Below are 15,319 nucleotides of genomic sequence, written 5' to 3' on the forward strand. Positions count from 1 at the left end.
TTTATCGTTTTTTGATATTACTCTTCATATTCATATACTCCAAGAAAAAATACATTACTATTCTGTTTAACTTCTCCATCATATTTATATTTATAAACAGCAATTAAGGAATTATAATTTTTTTCTTCACTTTTTATTTGGTTTATAAATGTTTCTGAATAAGAGATAGGTTCAATAAGATTTTCAACTGAAAGAAAATCTTCAGCACAATAAGCTTCTTGAAAATCTTGATCATAATAGTCTATTTTAAAATCTTTAGTGAATTGAGATCTAGGTAAATCTTCATTGTCTAGATATTCCATTAAAAGATAATTTTCTAATTGTTCATCATCTTGAAAATTACCAACCCAAATTGAAACATTGTTTTTCATAATTATTTTTTTACATGAGAATAATCCTGATGGTAGAGTATTTCTACCTCCTTTAAATCTATAGTCAGCCCAGTTATTTAATCTTCTTTTAAAAGTATTTCTATAAATTTTTTAATTGCATTATTTTGCTCTTGGAATTCAGAAGGATCCAACAAAAGATTCATTATTTGATCATCGACAACTAAATCATAAATATCAATCTCAAGCCAACCTTTCGACCAAAAATCAATACCTGCAATTTTATTGTATCCTTCTATTACAACTCTTTCCAAAGAACCAAAATCTCCATTAGGAAATGAACTATAAGTTAATTTATATTCTTTTAACTTTGGTGCCAATTCCTTTTTGAAATAATTTATATTCATATTTTTAACTTTCTATTTTTTGCCAACCACTTTAATATTACTAACATCTGGAGTCAAAGATCCTTTCTGTTTATTTAAAAGATATTTTTGTGAAGGTTTGGCGTCTGGACCAAGCATTTTATACAACCCATCTTTACCTCCTTGAATTAGGCTATGTTAATTATTTTTGTTTCACCCTGTTTTAAGAAAGAAGCAATATTATTGGCGCTCGTTCCCTCTCCAACATTAATCTCTTTTTCTTTTTTTACATGTTCACCAAATTTACTACTTTCGTTGGCTTTCTGATTGGTAGCCTGATTATCCAGTATTTTATCTTTAGTCTCTTTTGACCATTAAGGGGAGATGGCTAGAGCAATTTGGTTTTTATGTGGGCTACCCTGTTATTATTAAGATTGAACAGGGCAAGTTAGTTGTTGAACTTGTGATGCAGATCTAAAAATAGGTAAGAAGAATCCCACTGGTTAAGGCGGGGATTCATTAATTTTATAATTCATGATTTATAAATAACTAGATGCAAATTATTTACCACTATAAATTCCGTAAAATGGATAGTATATGTAATAACCAATCTTTACATGATGACCACTCATTCAGATAATAATAATTACAGTCAATATCATCTAATATAATTCTTTGTAATTCCTTTTCATTATATGAATGATTCGATCAACGATTGAATTTCTTTTATCATTTCGTGTTGTTCTTCATTAGTTTCTGTCTTTTTATAGGACAACAAAGCTTCTTTAGCCCCACCAAAGATTTCTTCAAAATCTTGATTCAAATAACATCTCAAATAATAAGATAATGCAGGATATTTTTCTGTTGCAATCATGGTGTTGGGTACCCCGTAATAATTCTATAACCAGTAGGCATTGAAGGATCTCTAGCTATAATAATTCTAGCATTTGATACCTGAGTTGCACTAGTTTGACCTTTTGAAACACTAATACCTATTGTCGATGATGATTTATAGTTGATCTCTAAATAGCATTTTTGGCTTCCTGATAAATAGTCATTTATCTTAGATTGATTTGCATCAATCGCTTTGCTTGTAATAGCTTCAGCTGTCACTCTGTCTGTAAAGTAGATCGCATAATCAATAGATGATTAACCCAGTTCTATGACAGAAATCTCAGATATAAAAATCTCTGTTTTTACGCTCTTTTTTGTTAACTATAAAGATAATAATTTTTGGATCAACTTTTCATCTTTTTTTTGAAAAACGACTTCAAGATCATGTTGATCATTTTGTTTCCAATCTAAAACAGAACTGTTTAAAATCTCTAAGTAGATCTGCAAATCACGCTCATCTATTTTGGGTATATTATCATGAGCTATAACTATTTTTGATTCAGATAGCCAATTAAAATCAGTTAAACAATCTTCTAATGCATTCCAATTAAAACCAAAATAACCAGGGAACCATAATAAATAGTAGATAGACTTCAATAATTCATCTGTCGATGCAATTGTAGGATCTATCCTTGCAAAAAAAACTTCTGCAGTATTATAAGATGCAGAACCTTCAATAAACTTAAAATTTAACCCCATTTTTATTCCTATTTAATTCTAATGAACGTTTTATAATGATCATTTGTATAATATATTTCCTTTTTTTTCTCTTATTATTCTGTCTAAAGATAATTTCTTTAGTTCATAAAGATAGCTTACTAAGCTGAAGTGATTTGAGTAAAGATTCACACTATGATAGAAATTGTAATGATGAACTATATCTTTTCACCTCATTAACAATAATAGCCAATTCCTTTTTAGAAATAATTATCTGTTTAATATCTGGTTTTTCTATATATTGCCAATATCGATCACCTTTATTGTCCTCTTTAAGTTCATTATATTTAGCACCAAGAATTTTTATCATATCGTCATTTGAAACTGCAAAGACAATGAAACCTGAATCATTAATATTTTCTGTTGAAGCTTGATAACAATAGTTTTGATTAAAATTACTAGCTTCTTCAAAACCTATAGCTTCTGGTGAAATCATTCCTAACATTACTCTAAAAGCATCAGAAATATTCATATTAAATAATTTTTTATTTTCAGGATAAGAAATTAGAGCGTTAGATCTATCAATTAAAGAAGATATATCGACCCAAAGAGTTGATGTTTTTAATTTATCTGGAAAAAAGTAGCCATCAATACAAAAATGAAAAAGACCGTTTTTAAAACTGTCATTACTCCATTCTGGAATATTCTCTATAATAATTGCAAAACGATACGGGTCACCAAAAATCATTCTATTTTCCCTTTACTCCTAATTGTTTCTTGATACCATTTGGAATATCATTTTTATTTAGTGGATTTTTTTATCTCCAGTGATACCAGACCAGTTATATACACCATTATTACTTGGTGAATATCTCCTTCTGAGTCTATCCCATAACGATAACCGAACAATTCTTCACCATCACCACTAAAAAAGGCAAACTGATTATTGAACTTGCGAAATAGATCGCATAATCGGTAAATAGTTAATCCAGTTCTGCGATAGAGATGACCGGTATAAAAAATCCCAGTTTTTACACTGGGATCTTAATTCAGTAAATACTAAAAATCAGACCATTCCGAGTATTCTATATCTTCAGGTGTTAATTCGGTGAAACCATCTTGTTTTAAGATTTCATTAAAGTAATTTATTGTATCCTCTAATGTTTCTTCAATAGTACCTCCCCAACCAATAGCACCTTCCGGACTACCATCAAATTTCCTTTTTATTCGCAAATCCGTTGATCCCGTAAATCCCCCTGATTGATCTTCATAGATTTTAATTTTCATTTTTGCATATGGTAAAATAGGCATCCAAATAACAAATTCTGCAACACTTTTCTCAATTTTTACCACATTATCAATAGCTAAATCATGCCACATGTTTCATGTTCCTTTGCTGTTTACCAAATGAGATAATTTTATCACCTAATTTATCTAAATATTTTCCATTTTTATAATATCTAATCACACCAGGAGTAGGATTGTTAAGTTTTACTGTTCTAGCTCCTCTTAGATTTTTAGCAAATTCTGTTGCTTTACGAAGATTTTGCTTAATATTCTCAGCACCAACTTCTTTGCCATGTTTATTAAAATGATAGTCTAATGACCCTTCGGGTGAATCAAAACTACCTTTGTCCTAAGATTTATCTTTATCATCGTCATCATCAGACGATAAACTTGTTCCTCCACTAACAGTATCCGAGCCACTTTGAGTATCAGCTGACACCTGACTATCTCAAGTTACTATTTGATTTACTCGCTAAATTATGAAATTCAACATAAATTTAATAAGTTTTTAGTACTTCATTTCCGAAGTTACTATCTCCCATCGGATCAATTAATGCAAAAACCGTTAGACTGATTAAAAAAGATTCGGGTTGAGCAATATTTAATCGCCTTCCAACTAGTACATCTACTCTTGTAATTGTTACTGGTTACCCCTGTGTTTCTGGTTGAAGAACTCGCCAACCAATCATAGCTGCTTGAGCCAAAAAGCAGTAAAACCCAAAACAGAGCCACTAAAGATGAACCACGCCATTACACCGTTGGCTATTGCCCTAACCTTGGTAAAGGCATTCCTGCTCCACAGCACACCATTAAAGGCAACTAGCTGAATGAACTCGGATTCACCACAATACTACTCGTCACCATTTCAGCTAAAAAAGATAAGTTTATTGTTAAACTTTCTAAGTAGATCGCAGATATAAAAATCCCAGTTTTTTATGCTGGGATCTTAATTCTGTAAATACTAAAAATCAGACCATTCCGAGTATTCTATATCTTCAGGGGTTAACTCCTCAAAACCATCTTCTTTTATCTTTTCATTAAAGTTTTTAATTGTATTTTCTAAAGCTGCTTCAATAGTTTCACCATCACCTAAAGCATTTTCAGGACAACCATCAAATTTTCTCTTTATAGCTAGATCTGATATTCCTGTGTAACCGCCTTCTGCATGTTCTCTAATTTTTATTTTCATTTTTGCATAAGGTAAAATAGGCATCCAAATAATAAATTCAGCAACAACTTTTTCAAGTTCTACGCCATCTAATTTCAAATTACGCCACATATATGTTTTCCTATTGTTTACCAAATGAGATTATTTTTTTACCTACCATATCAATATATTTACCATTTTTGTAATATCTAACAACATTTTCTGTTGAACCTTTTATATTTACTTTTTTTGCTCCTTTCAAATTATCAGCAAAAACCCTAGCCTTTTCAAGATACTGTTGAGGTGTTGTTGCTCCAACTTCTTTGCCATGTTTATTAAAATGATAGTCTAATGACCCTTCGGGTGAATCAAAACTACCCTTATCCCACGATTTATCTATTTTATTTTGAAACTCAGAATCATTTTTTGATGTTTGAGAATTATCATGTGTTTTAGACTTCTTATTATTATCGTCATCATCAGGTGGTAAACTTGCTCCTCCACTAACAGTACCCGAACCAGTTTGAGTACTTGCTGATGCTTGACTCTTATCCTTATCATCATTAGAAGTTTCATTTAATGATATTACATTCTGTGTTTGATTATATAAATCAATTACAGCTTGTGAAAAGCTTGCATTATACTCATCATCAGTCATTTCAGGACGGTAAACCACAAGCCCTGACAAAGTATCAGATGGTAATGAATTAAGATATTGCTTAACCTCCTCCTCTGTCAAATCTAAACTAGATATTAATGCTGTTTCTGCAACCAATTGCGGAGTAGTCACTGCATTCGGAAGCATTCCACTCCCAAGTTCACTTGGTCTAAGCAACATTTCAATTAACCCTAAAGGTCCTGGCGCTTTTGGAACAGCCGAAGCATTATTCTCAACCGCATTCTTACCTGCTGCTATACCCGTGCTGACATCACCAACATCACCGCCTACACTGGCTACAGCCAGTCCGGTGGCAAGTTGGGCTAGGGCACTGATATTTTGTTTTTCAGCTTCGGTTAAGTCCTTAACGTCTTTTCCATAGAGCTGCTTGCGTATGATATCCGCAGCAAGTTCACCGGTTACGGCACCAGCACCGCCGGCTAGTCCTGAGTTGCCTTGTAGTTCAGCTACCACTGCGCCCAAAATCGCATGGGCAATAAGATTACCGGCGACATCATCGGTCTTCCAGTTTCCGTTTTCTTCCTTATGACCGGTATGCTTTTTGATTTGCTCGGCGACCCAAGGTGCACTGGCACCGGCTAGTCCGCCTGTGATGTTGCCGGTGATAATGCCGGTCACTATCGATATCGCACTGTCTATCCCTTTGCTAACATCACTCCCCATTCCGCCCAGATTTTTATTATTTTCTCTATTCGTTTTTAACTGCTCATCAACCGCAACGTAATAGAAGTAGTCTTTATTCTGATTATAATAATCCTCAACAGTTTTATATTTGGCTTTTTCTTCATCACTCAGCTTATTATAGGCCTTTTCCGCTTCCAGCTTTGATAACGCATCTTTATTTTTATCTACTTCATTTTGCGCCTGAATTCGGTCATACTTATTCATTACACTTTTTGCCTGCTGTGCAATGTCTTTGATAAGCTCGACTGTTTCTATTTTGTCTAACTCTTTTTGCTTATCAAATATCTGTTTCAGCGGATTATTCGCACTCTCCGTATCCCGACTTAATTCATTGATATCCTGTTTTTGCTGCTCTTTATTGCGGATGATTAACTCACCTTTTTCTACCGCCGATTTTGTCGTGCTTGAGTCACTATCACTGTTTTGATAAGCCGTTGGGACACCCGGACCTCCGGTTCCCCCACTCACCGAAACATGCGTCACTTTAAAGTCTGCCTTGTTTTTTATATCACTGAAGCTGATGGTGCCGGTATCAAGTTTGTTCTTACTTTTATCTTCCGCTTCCGACGCTATCACCGCACCTTTTAAGTCAGTATTATTGCCCACATAAATATCATAACCGCCTTTTCCGGCAAATATCCCCGACTGGTCTGTCACACTTGCCCATTTACTGTCTATATTCGTTGCTGATATCGAACCATTGGCACTAAATCCTGTGCCTCCCGTGCCACTGACCGAGGCACTGATTTTCTCGTAGTCGTAATCATCCGTATCTTGCAGTGACTGAATATTCAGTTTTAAAACTGAAAGCTTTTAAAGTTGTTTCAGGAGATTAAGGAGTTAACGAAAGAAGATTAAATTGTGATTAAAATATTTTTGGATATCTTTTTAACCAAGAAGTTGATTCAACTGCGGGCTAACTAAAGCACTGAAGTAAAACAATACGAACAAACAATAACCAGCTACTATTGCTATCCACAACTAACTTCAAAAAAGTTAACTATGACTAAGACATATTCTAAGCTACAATCAACCACAGACAAGACGCCTACACAGCAAACCACTGAGCGATTTTATACCGTGGGTTACGTACCACAACGCCCCCCCCTCCAGACCGCAACTAACCATTAAAGGCTGGTGGCTGGAGCAGATAGGATTTTATGTCGGCTGCCCTGTTATCATTAAGATTGAACAGGGCAAGTTAATTGTCCAACTTGCGAAGTAGATCGCAGAGTTGATAAATGATTAGATGAATATTGCGACAGATGTCGCAATATTCAAAATGATCTAATTAGATAGGTAATGTTGTCAATGTTACAGCTGAAAACCTGTCATTTTGATTAAATTCAAATCGCAATGAATAACTATCATCTATATAATATGCAATCCAGTTATTGATATAGCCTAATAACTTATCAGGATAACCTCCCCCATCATTAACTGGGATACCTAATAAGCTAATTATTTTATTTTTATCATATGATGAATCTATGCCTAAAGGTAATTCACCACAATATTCTGAATAATCATTATCGCTTATTAAATATAAGTGTATTTGTGTCAGCTTATTATTTCGAAAATTTATTAATATTCCTTTCTTCATAAACTCATAATATTTAGTACTATTGGGATCACTATATTCTATAGGCTCTTCTGAAATTTGAGCTTTTTCTCCAATTGATTCTTTTAAAATAGAAAATTCTTCTGAATTTTCAGACCTTCCTAAGGTGTTAATAAATTTTTGCCATTCTATCATTATCAATAAATCCCCATTTCTTTATTACGTTCTAATATCTTATTTATTGCATCTTCGACTTGTTTTGGGTCATAACCCTTTTCAATCATATTTTTACGTAATGCATCAGTGTCTCTACAAACAGCACCACAAAGATCTTTCGCATCTTTTTGAATTTGTTCTGGTGTATTTTTACCACCATAAGTAGGTCCTGCTTGATGTACATCTTTAGGAACCTCAACAGCAGTAGCATTTTGATATAATTCTCGTTCTTCTTTCTTAGTTAATTCGCGTCCTATTTCTTTTTCCTTTTTTGCTTTTAAAGCAGCAAAAGATGGAATATGGTCATGCTCCAACATATCACCAACTTTTTCTTTGGCTTTTAATTCTCTATAAGAACCGACGTCAAGTGCTTTAACCTGTTGTTGAGCATCGTGAATTAGTTCATTGGCTTTTTTAACATCACCTAACTTTAATGCAACTTTGGCTTCGTTTAAAAGTTTGGCTGCTAAATCTCCAACGCCTGGAAGCACTCCAGCAGTAGCAATCGCATAATCAATTGCATCTTCTGCCTCAGCAAAAGCCTTCATATCTCCCAGTATGGGGGTAAAATCAGCAATGATATTACCTAAAAAGGCTAATGCGTTAACAGCTTCTTTATAAGGTTCAACCATTTGCTGTTGGATAACAACTGTTTCTTGAAGAATCGCTAGTTCACGAGTATCATCGGGTAAATTATTACAAAAACTATCAGTATAACATTTATACTCAGCTATTTCTTTGGAAGCTTCAAAAAAATCCTTTAGGTCATTATTCTCAACCGCATTTTTACCTGCTGCTATACCCGTGCTGACATCACCAACATCACCGCCTACACTGGCTACAGCCAGTCCGGTGGCAAGTTGGGCTAAGGCACTGATGTTTTGTTTTTCAGCTTCGGTTAAGTCCTTAACGTCTTTTCCATAGAGCTGCTCGCGAATGATTTTCGCAGCCAGTTCACCAGTTACGGCACCGGCACCGCCGGCAAGTCCTGAGTTGCCTTGTAGTTCAGCGACCACCGCACCCAAAATCGCATGGGCAATAAGATTACCGGCTACATCATCGGTCTGCCAGTTTCCATTCTCATCAGCATGACCGGTATGCTTTTTGATTTGCTCCGCGACCCAAGGTGCACTTGCGCCAGCCAGTCCGCCCGTGATGTTGCCGGTGATAATGCCGGTCACTATCGATATCGCACTGTCTATCCCTTTGCTAACATCACTCCCCATTCCGCCCAGGTTTTTATTATTTTCTCTATTCGTTTTTAACTGCTCATCAACCGCAACGTAATAGAAGTAGTCTTTATTCTGATTATAATAATCCTCAACAGTTTTATATTTGGCTTTTTCTGCATCACTCAGCTTATTATAGGCCTTTTCCGCTTCCAGCTTCGATAACGCATCCTTATTTTTATCTACGTCATTTTGCGCCTGAATTCGGTCATACTTATTCATTACACTTTTTGCCTGCTGTGCTATGTCTTTGATAAGCTCGACCGTTTCTATTTTGTCTAACTCTTTTTGCTTATCAAATATCTGTTTCAGCGGATTATTCGCACTCTCCGTATCCCGACTTAATTCATTGATATCCTGTTTTTGCTGCTCTTTATTGCGGATGATTAACTCACCTTTTTCAACCGCCGATTTTGTCGTGCTTGAGTCACTATCTTTTGTTTGGTTGATATCTGATAAAGGATAAATGAAAAGTTTTGAATTAACTTAAGGTTATGGGAAAGCTTTAGCAGATAAGTAAAACACTACAGTAAATAACATATAACAGCAAAGATTAACGATAAACTGCTAATCATAATAAATAGCGAGAAGCCTCCCGCAGGTTAATGCGGGGATTATTATAAAGTCATTTATATAAATATTAATCTGGCTGATAACTTTTATCTTGAACTACATAAGGTTCAGCTATTTCATTCCAAACTACCTGAGCCATTTTTTGTCATTCGATTAGTTGTTTTATAAAAAATGATTTATAGCATTCATTCTTTCCACATCTTCTTTTAAAACATTTTTTGCTGTATCACTCAATACTCCTGACGTTTTTTCTGCAAAATATTCAAGTAATCCAAATGTTTCTTTTGTGATAGATCCCTTGACCTCATGACCAACTAATACTCCTAAAGCATCAATTAAAGACGGAGTCGGACTTAACTTTAATTCTTTAACGATCTTTTCTTCTGCTTTATCAGGGGTAATTCTATATAAAGCAATACAGGCTGCATAAATAAAATCTATTGCGTCCACTTCTTCATGGATTTCTATGTGTGAATATCTTATTACATTAAGTAAACCCAAAATAATTAATTGCTTTTCTTCAGATGAAAATTTTCCATCTTTATATGCTCCCCATTCAGTTGAATTAAATTGTGGAGATTTTAAAAAAAATAATGCGCATAGTCCTACTAATATGTAGCCGATATCTTTTCTTTCTGGACATATATTAAAAATTTGCCTCAAGGACAAATTTGTCATATTCGCTAAGGAATGGAGAATAATATCGACTTCAGTAACTGCCCCAGGCTTTGAAAGATCTATTTTTTTTAACTCATTAATCATAATCAATTGATAACCTCGCTAGTTGATTTACTTTTAATATTCATATTTGACAAATGTGATTCTAATTTCTTTAATGAATCACTTGATTGTGCACGATAGCGACCTGACTGATTATTTATTAATAAAGTCCCATCTGAATTCATTTTTAGCTCTCCAGCACCTTTTACTGGCTCACCACCGCTGAGTTGAGTATGTTTTACTCCTGTTCGTCCAGCGCTACCTCTAGGTGCTATTTGTATATTATTATTTGCATCTATAATATAAATATATACTTCTTCTTTATTTAGCTTTGTTATACTTGTTTTATCTAAAACAAATTGACCTGGTGCCGGGTCTATTTTATCTATTGAACGAGGCTTGACTAAAGGTAATTCCTCAAATGATCTATTCGTTCCCTTTCCAGCTGTTGGTGTCTTGACATTATGTATTTTTGCTGCCGATAAAGCACCAGCCATCTCAGCGAAAGCAAAAGATAAATTACCCCAATAATTATTGAAAGCTCTATCCATATGCGCTTCTGCATCAGCTCTTGTTTTATTGGGATTATGACGTAGATATTCTGTTATTCTTTTTTCATAATTGAGGACGTCATAATCGATATCTCCTAATAGGTTTTTAATTTTTTGATATTCTTGGGGATATAAAAGCGCATCACTATAGTAAACTCCAGATTGACCATGCAAGCCCTCATATGAATACTTAGTTTTTAACGCTGGCACTATAACATTCATACATGCTTCATTACCAAGACTACCATTAAAACAATTATCAATTATATCTTTATCTCTTTTATAATCAATCTGAACCAGTTCCATATACCGTTCGAATTCGGCTTCTGTTAATTCTACTGTTCTTGATTTATTTACAAGTTTTCTTTTTTCTTCAGCTTCCGGACTATGTAAATAGTTATTCTCAACCGCATTCTTGCCTGCTGCTATACCCGTGCTGACATCGCCCACATCACCACCTACACTGGCTACAGCCAGTCCGATGGCAAGTTGGGCGAGGGCACTGATGTTTTCTTTTTCAGCTTCGGTTAAGTCCTTAACGTCTTTTCCATAGAGCTGCTTGCGTATGATATCCGCAGCCAGTTCTCCGGTTACGGCACCGGCACCGCCGGCTAGTCCTGAGTTACCTTGTAGTTCAGCTACCACGGCACCCAAAATCGCATGGGCAATAAGATTACCGGCTACATCATCGGTCTTCCAGTTTCCGTTTTCTTCCTTATGACCGGTATGCTTTTTGATTTGCTCCGCGACCCAAGGTGCACTTGCGCCAGCCAGTCCGCCCGTGATGTTGCCGGTGATAATGCCGGTCACTATCGATATCGCACTGTCTATCCCTTTGCTAACATCACTCCCCATTCCGCCCAGGTTTTTATTATTTTCTCTATTCGTTTTTAACTGCTCATCAACCGCAACGTAATAGAAGTAGTCTTTATTCTGATTATAATAATCATCAACAGTTTTATATTTGGCTTTTTCTGCATCACTCAGCTTATTATAGGCCTTTTCCGCTTCCTGCTTTGATAACGCATCCTTATTTTTATCTACGTCATTTTGCGCCTGAATTCGGTCATACTTATTCATTACACTTTTTGCCTGCTGTGCAATGTCCTTGATAAGCTCGACCGTTTCTATTTTGTCTAACTCTTTTTGCTTATCAAATATCTGTTTCAACGGATTATTCGCGCTCTCCGTATCCCGGCTTAATTCATTGATATCCTGTTTTTGCTGCTCTTTATTGCGGATGATTAACTCGCCTTTTTCAACCGCCAATTTCGTCGTGCTTGAGTCACTATCACTGTTTTGATAAGCCGTTGTCGGTGCCATGCCCCCGGTAACGATACTAATCAAGACTTGTCTTACTTTTGTTTAGTGGATATTAGATAAATGAAAAGCTTAGAATTAACTTAAGTTTGGAAGGAAGGTTTAAGAAAATATAATGAATAACGGCATAGATTAACGACGAACTGCTAACCACAACAACTAATGACGCTAGTTATTATGGTTAAAACACATTCTAAACTAAAATCAACCACAGACAAAACACCGGCACTACAACCCAATGAGCGATTCTATACCGTGGGTTACGTGCCACAAGGCACAAAACCCAACCGCAGACCAGAACTGACCATTAAGGGCAGATAGCTGGAGCAATTCGGCTTTTATGTAGGCTGCCCTGTTATCATTAAGATCGAGCAGGGCAAGTTAATTATTGAACTTGCTATATAGTTCTAAAAAATAATAAAAGGTCCCCTACTGGTTAGGCGGGGGTTATTCATTAGTAGATGGTTTCACACTGTATGCTAGATAGTTTTATATTTCTTAAAAAACCACTCATTCTATCTAGATACCAATTAAAATCTGGAATATCTTTCCCAGATAAATACTGACGATTTATTGACAATGACATAGATAAATAATTAGGGTAAATTAATAAATTACCTCCTGATTCATTATCATAAACCATCACTATACCAATTTTATTCATAATATTATGAGAGTTTATAAACTCATCTAAATTGAACAGGTTCATGTCCATATTCAGCCAGTCATAATCATCAATATCATTTGACGATAGATAAGTAACTATATTTTGATAATAAATATTCCAGCCATTATTTATTAGGCACTTTAATATCTCTTTAGGAGAATATTCTTGTGCAAAATTTATATCTATGCTGACTTGCATTCCCATATTAATATTCCTTAAACGGTATGTTTTTCGATGTTAACCAATCTTTAACATGCTGAGGGATAGGTGTGTTAGAATGTACTTCAAAAGAAGTACCGTTTTGCTTGGCAATACTCGCATAAGATCCCACATCGGATTTGAATTTCTCAAATCCTTTACTACCTGCCTGAGCATGGTCTTGCCAATAGCGTCCTGATTTAGCCTCATACCAGATTGAATTATTTGGACCATAAGCGCCATCAAACTCTCGTCCTTTAAATGTAAAGCTACCTTTACCACCTAAAGTTTGATTCAAATAATTTTCAAAATCCTTACCGACAAGTCCTTGAGCACTATTCGTCCCCTTTCCAGCATTAATCTCTTGTTCTTTTTTTACATGCTCACCAAATTTGCTACTTTCGTTGGCTTTCTGATTGGTAGCCTGATTATCCCGTATTTTATCCTTAGTCTCTTTATAATTTCCACCACCTTGTTCAACATTTCCTTTGCCGTGTTGCATTTCTAAGGCTGTTTTATCTAATGGTTTGTTAGCACCCGTACACTTTCCGGTAGCAATCGCCGTACCGGCATCGCCTGTATCACCACCACTGGCGACAATTGCTAGACCAACTGCCAGTTGCGAGAGAGTGCTGATGTTTTCTTTTTGGATTTCAGTGAGTTTTTAATTTTAAAGGAGATTATGACAAATATCACAACATCCTTTATTTACCAAAAATTTTTACTCCCAAGCGACGGCATTCTAGATACCACATTCCTACCCCAGTAAGAATACCAAGGGGAGCTAATTTGCAAGCATTGTAGATATCATTAACATCAATAATAAATTCTTTTGTTTGTAAATAAGTAATATATGAAAATATTAAACTTATTATTACAACAAAAAGGAATAAAGATACCGACATTACGGTACAGACAAACAATAATGCTTTATATTTTTTATTTATTTTCATGATTAAACGATTTTATTTGTTGTTCCATTTTCTTATTAATCCATTCGCTAGTAGATGAATTAAAAAGATTTCCACCGATAGCTGGATAAGGTGATTCAACAAAATGCCCTGTTATACCTAAAACCCCTTTATTTGTTTCATGGATATATTTATTTGCTACTGGATTCATCCAAGATTGTAATGGTTTTTCTACTAATTTTCCTGCGCCATATCCAAAAGATGATGAGCCTGCACCGATTACCCCACCAATTAAAGGATTTTCATCATTTTGTTACCGGAAGAAGATAAAATCATGATTAAGATATTTTAGATGCTTTTTTTAGTAAGAAGTAGATTCAACTACTGGCTAACTAAAGCACTGAAGTAAAACAATCAGTACAAACAATAACCAGCCACCACGGCTATCCACAACTAACGTCAAAGAAGTTAACTAAGGCTAAGACATATTCTAAGCTACAATCAACCACAGACAAGACGCCTACACAGCAAACCACTGAGCAATTTTATACCGTGGGTTACGTGCCACAAGGCACAAAACCCAACCCCAATTCACCATTAAAGGCCGGTGGCTGGAACAGATAGGGTTTTATGAAATTATGCTATATAATTTTTATATGCAATATTACCTTTTTCACTACTATTAAAATAATTTTTAGAAAAATCATATTCTAAAAAATTAGAAGAAATATTATTTAGATCTAGCTGAGCAATATTTCTATTTTTTATTTTTACAATTAATGCTTGGTATCTATTAATAATATCAACTTCATGATCTGTAATATAATCTTGAAAGTCTATTGTTTGAATTAAAATATCTGATTCTTCAAAAATAAAATTTAATCTACCTGAAAAAATAATTTTTAAATTGACTTCTTTGTTGAAATAATCAGCACTTTTTCCTGCTAACCAAATATATTTATCGCCTATATTAAAATTAGAATCTACAGAATGAAAATATTCATTTTCTTCATCATTTATTTTCAAATATAAGTTTTTTTGCTTTTTTATAATTAATTTTGCTTTTCTAATCAAGACAACTAATATACTACTTAGATCACTTAAATCAATTTCATTTAAAGCTTTATTCAGGATAGTTTGAGGATTTTGTTTTATGATAGGTAAATACCAAAAATCCTCACTCATATTAACTGCTATATTCTCCAATGTGACTTCAAAATCATCGGTGCTATTTTCTAAGTCAAACGATAAATAGTTTTCTATTCCTATATCATTATCCAAGCATATGAACTTTTGATAACTATCTGTTATGTCTAATTTATATTTCATAA

The 15,319-nt window shown here is 34.5% G+C and carries 22 protein-coding genes and 1 pseudogene; 4 read left to right on the forward strand and 19 right to left on the reverse strand.

Features of this window, described 5'->3' with window-relative positions:
* Positions 1 to 17: 17 nt before the first annotated feature.
* Both GYM75_RS12005 and GYM75_RS12010 read right to left on the reverse strand, forming a co-directional pair.
* On the reverse strand, positions 18 to 371 hold the full coding sequence (locus GYM75_RS12005) for an immunity 22 family protein (protein WP_220216151.1): 354 nt from the start codon (positions 369 to 371) through the stop codon (positions 18 to 20).
* A gap of 77 nt (positions 372 to 448) precedes the next feature.
* On the reverse strand, positions 449 to 736 hold the full coding sequence (locus GYM75_RS12010; RefSeq protein WP_220216152.1) for a hypothetical protein: 288 nt from the start codon (positions 734 to 736) through the stop codon (positions 449 to 451).
* A 325-nt stretch (positions 737 to 1,061) separates the two neighbouring features.
* On the opposite strand from GYM75_RS12010, the gene GYM75_RS12455 reads away from it, so the two are divergent.
* The gene (locus GYM75_RS12455; RefSeq protein WP_220216153.1) at positions 1,062 to 1,172 is read left to right on the forward strand and encodes a SymE family type I addiction module toxin; all 111 of its coding nucleotides are present in this window, start codon (positions 1,062 to 1,064) and stop codon (positions 1,170 to 1,172) included.
* A 213-nt stretch (positions 1,173 to 1,385) separates the two neighbouring features.
* Here GYM75_RS12455 and GYM75_RS12020 read toward each other — a convergent pair whose 3' ends face one another.
* The 7 genes from GYM75_RS12020 to GYM75_RS12050 all read right to left on the reverse strand — a co-directional run bounded on the left by GYM75_RS12020 (position 1,386) and on the right by GYM75_RS12050 (position 6,699).
* Positions 1,386 to 1,568: a contact-dependent growth inhibition system immunity protein gene (locus GYM75_RS12020; protein ID WP_220216154.1), complete on the reverse strand. Its 183-nt coding sequence runs from the start codon at positions 1,566 to 1,568 to the stop codon at positions 1,386 to 1,388.
* A complete protein-coding gene (locus tag GYM75_RS12460; protein WP_294828524.1) occupies positions 1,565 to 1,837 on the reverse strand; it encodes an RNase A-like domain-containing protein in 273 nt (90 codons plus the stop codon). Before GYM75_RS12460 ends, GYM75_RS12020 begins: the two co-directional genes overlap by 4 nt.
* A 72-nt stretch (positions 1,838 to 1,909) precedes the next feature.
* Entirely contained in the window at positions 1,910 to 2,287 is a 378-nt protein-coding gene (locus GYM75_RS12030) for a barstar family protein (protein WP_220216156.1), read from the reverse strand.
* Between the two features lie 151 nt (positions 2,288 to 2,438).
* Entirely contained in the window at positions 2,439 to 2,993 is a 555-nt protein-coding gene (locus GYM75_RS12035) for an immunity 42 family protein (RefSeq protein WP_220216157.1), read from the reverse strand.
* A 311-nt stretch (positions 2,994 to 3,304) separates the two neighbouring features.
* Positions 3,305 to 3,625, reverse strand: coding sequence for a hypothetical protein (locus GYM75_RS12040; protein ID WP_220216158.1), 321 nt, complete (start codon positions 3,623 to 3,625; stop codon positions 3,305 to 3,307).
* Positions 3,626 to 4,493: 868 nt separating this feature from the next.
* The gene (locus GYM75_RS12045) at positions 4,494 to 4,811 is read right to left on the reverse strand and encodes a hypothetical protein (protein WP_220216159.1); all 318 of its coding nucleotides are present in this window, start codon (positions 4,809 to 4,811) and stop codon (positions 4,494 to 4,496) included.
* 10 nt (positions 4,812 to 4,821) lie between these two features.
* Positions 4,822 to 6,699: a VENN motif pre-toxin domain-containing protein gene (locus GYM75_RS12050; RefSeq protein WP_220216160.1), complete on the reverse strand. Its 1,878-nt coding sequence runs from the start codon at positions 6,697 to 6,699 to the stop codon at positions 4,822 to 4,824.
* A gap of 484 nt (positions 6,700 to 7,183) precedes the next feature.
* Here GYM75_RS12050 and GYM75_RS12465 point away from each other — a divergent pair, with 484 nt between their 5' ends.
* Complete coding sequence (locus GYM75_RS12465; RefSeq protein ID WP_370632187.1) at positions 7,184 to 7,267, forward strand: hypothetical protein; 84 nt, start codon at positions 7,184 to 7,186, stop codon at positions 7,265 to 7,267.
* 66 nt (positions 7,268 to 7,333) lie between these two features.
* Here the strand turns inward: GYM75_RS12465 and GYM75_RS12060 are convergent, their stop codons facing one another.
* The 4 genes from GYM75_RS12060 to GYM75_RS12075 all read right to left on the reverse strand — a co-directional run bounded on the left by GYM75_RS12060 (position 7,334) and on the right by GYM75_RS12075 (position 12,239).
* Positions 7,334 to 7,798 carry a hypothetical protein gene (locus tag GYM75_RS12060; protein ID WP_220216161.1) on the reverse strand — a complete coding sequence of 155 codons (465 nt, stop codon included), beginning with the start codon at positions 7,796 to 7,798 and terminating at the stop codon, positions 7,334 to 7,336.
* A gap of 2 nt (positions 7,799 to 7,800) precedes the next feature.
* Complete coding sequence (locus GYM75_RS12065; protein ID WP_220216162.1) at positions 7,801 to 9,270, reverse strand: VENN motif pre-toxin domain-containing protein; 1,470 nt, start codon at positions 9,268 to 9,270, stop codon at positions 7,801 to 7,803.
* A gap of 513 nt (positions 9,271 to 9,783) precedes the next feature.
* Complete coding sequence (locus GYM75_RS12070; protein ID WP_220216163.1) at positions 9,784 to 10,383, reverse strand: hypothetical protein; 600 nt, start codon at positions 10,381 to 10,383, stop codon at positions 9,784 to 9,786.
* A gap of 2 nt (positions 10,384 to 10,385) precedes the next feature.
* Positions 10,386 to 12,239, reverse strand: a complete 1,854-nt coding sequence (locus GYM75_RS12075; RefSeq protein WP_220216164.1) for a VENN motif pre-toxin domain-containing protein — start codon at positions 12,237 to 12,239, stop codon at positions 10,386 to 10,388.
* Positions 12,240 to 12,374: 135 nt separating this feature from the next.
* On the opposite strand from GYM75_RS12075, the gene GYM75_RS12080 reads away from it, so the two are divergent.
* Both GYM75_RS12080 and GYM75_RS12470 read left to right on the forward strand, forming a co-directional pair.
* A complete protein-coding gene (locus GYM75_RS12080; protein ID WP_220216165.1) occupies positions 12,375 to 12,533 on the forward strand; it encodes a type I toxin-antitoxin system SymE family toxin in 159 nt (52 codons plus the stop codon).
* On the forward strand, positions 12,534 to 12,617 hold the full coding sequence (locus tag GYM75_RS12470; protein WP_370632188.1) for a hypothetical protein: 84 nt from the start codon (positions 12,534 to 12,536) through the stop codon (positions 12,615 to 12,617).
* Positions 12,618 to 12,666: 49 nt separating this feature from the next.
* Here GYM75_RS12470 and GYM75_RS12085 read toward each other — a convergent pair whose 3' ends face one another.
* The 6 genes and pseudogenes from GYM75_RS12085 to GYM75_RS12105 all read right to left on the reverse strand — a co-directional run bounded on the left by GYM75_RS12085 (position 12,667) and on the right by GYM75_RS12105 (position 15,317).
* The gene (locus tag GYM75_RS12085; RefSeq protein ID WP_220215593.1) at positions 12,667 to 13,083 is read right to left on the reverse strand and encodes a hypothetical protein; all 417 of its coding nucleotides are present in this window, start codon (positions 13,081 to 13,083) and stop codon (positions 12,667 to 12,669) included.
* Between the two features lies 1 nt (position 13,084).
* Positions 13,085 to 13,579, reverse strand: coding sequence for a hypothetical protein (locus GYM75_RS12090; protein WP_255556784.1), 495 nt, complete (start codon positions 13,577 to 13,579; stop codon positions 13,085 to 13,087).
* A gap of 54 nt (positions 13,580 to 13,633) precedes the next feature.
* Positions 13,634 to 13,729, reverse strand: a pseudogene (locus tag GYM75_RS12475) (VENN motif pre-toxin domain-containing protein); the annotation flags it as partial.
* A gap of 52 nt (positions 13,730 to 13,781) precedes the next feature.
* Positions 13,782 to 14,030 carry a hypothetical protein gene (locus GYM75_RS12095; protein ID WP_220216166.1) on the reverse strand — a complete coding sequence of 83 codons (249 nt, stop codon included), beginning with the start codon at positions 14,028 to 14,030 and terminating at the stop codon, positions 13,782 to 13,784.
* Positions 14,017 to 14,199: a hypothetical protein gene (locus tag GYM75_RS12100; protein ID WP_220216167.1), complete on the reverse strand. Its 183-nt coding sequence runs from the start codon at positions 14,197 to 14,199 to the stop codon at positions 14,017 to 14,019. The genes GYM75_RS12095 and GYM75_RS12100 overlap by 14 nt, the downstream gene beginning before the upstream one ends.
* A gap of 425 nt (positions 14,200 to 14,624) precedes the next feature.
* A complete protein-coding gene (locus GYM75_RS12105) occupies positions 14,625 to 15,317 on the reverse strand; it encodes a hypothetical protein (protein WP_220216168.1) in 693 nt (230 codons plus the stop codon).
* Between the last annotated feature and the right edge of the window lie 2 nt (positions 15,318 to 15,319).

It is taken from the genome of Gilliamella sp. ESL0441 (assembly GCF_019469185.1).
Lineage (GTDB): Bacteria > Pseudomonadota > Gammaproteobacteria > Enterobacterales > Orbaceae > Gilliamella.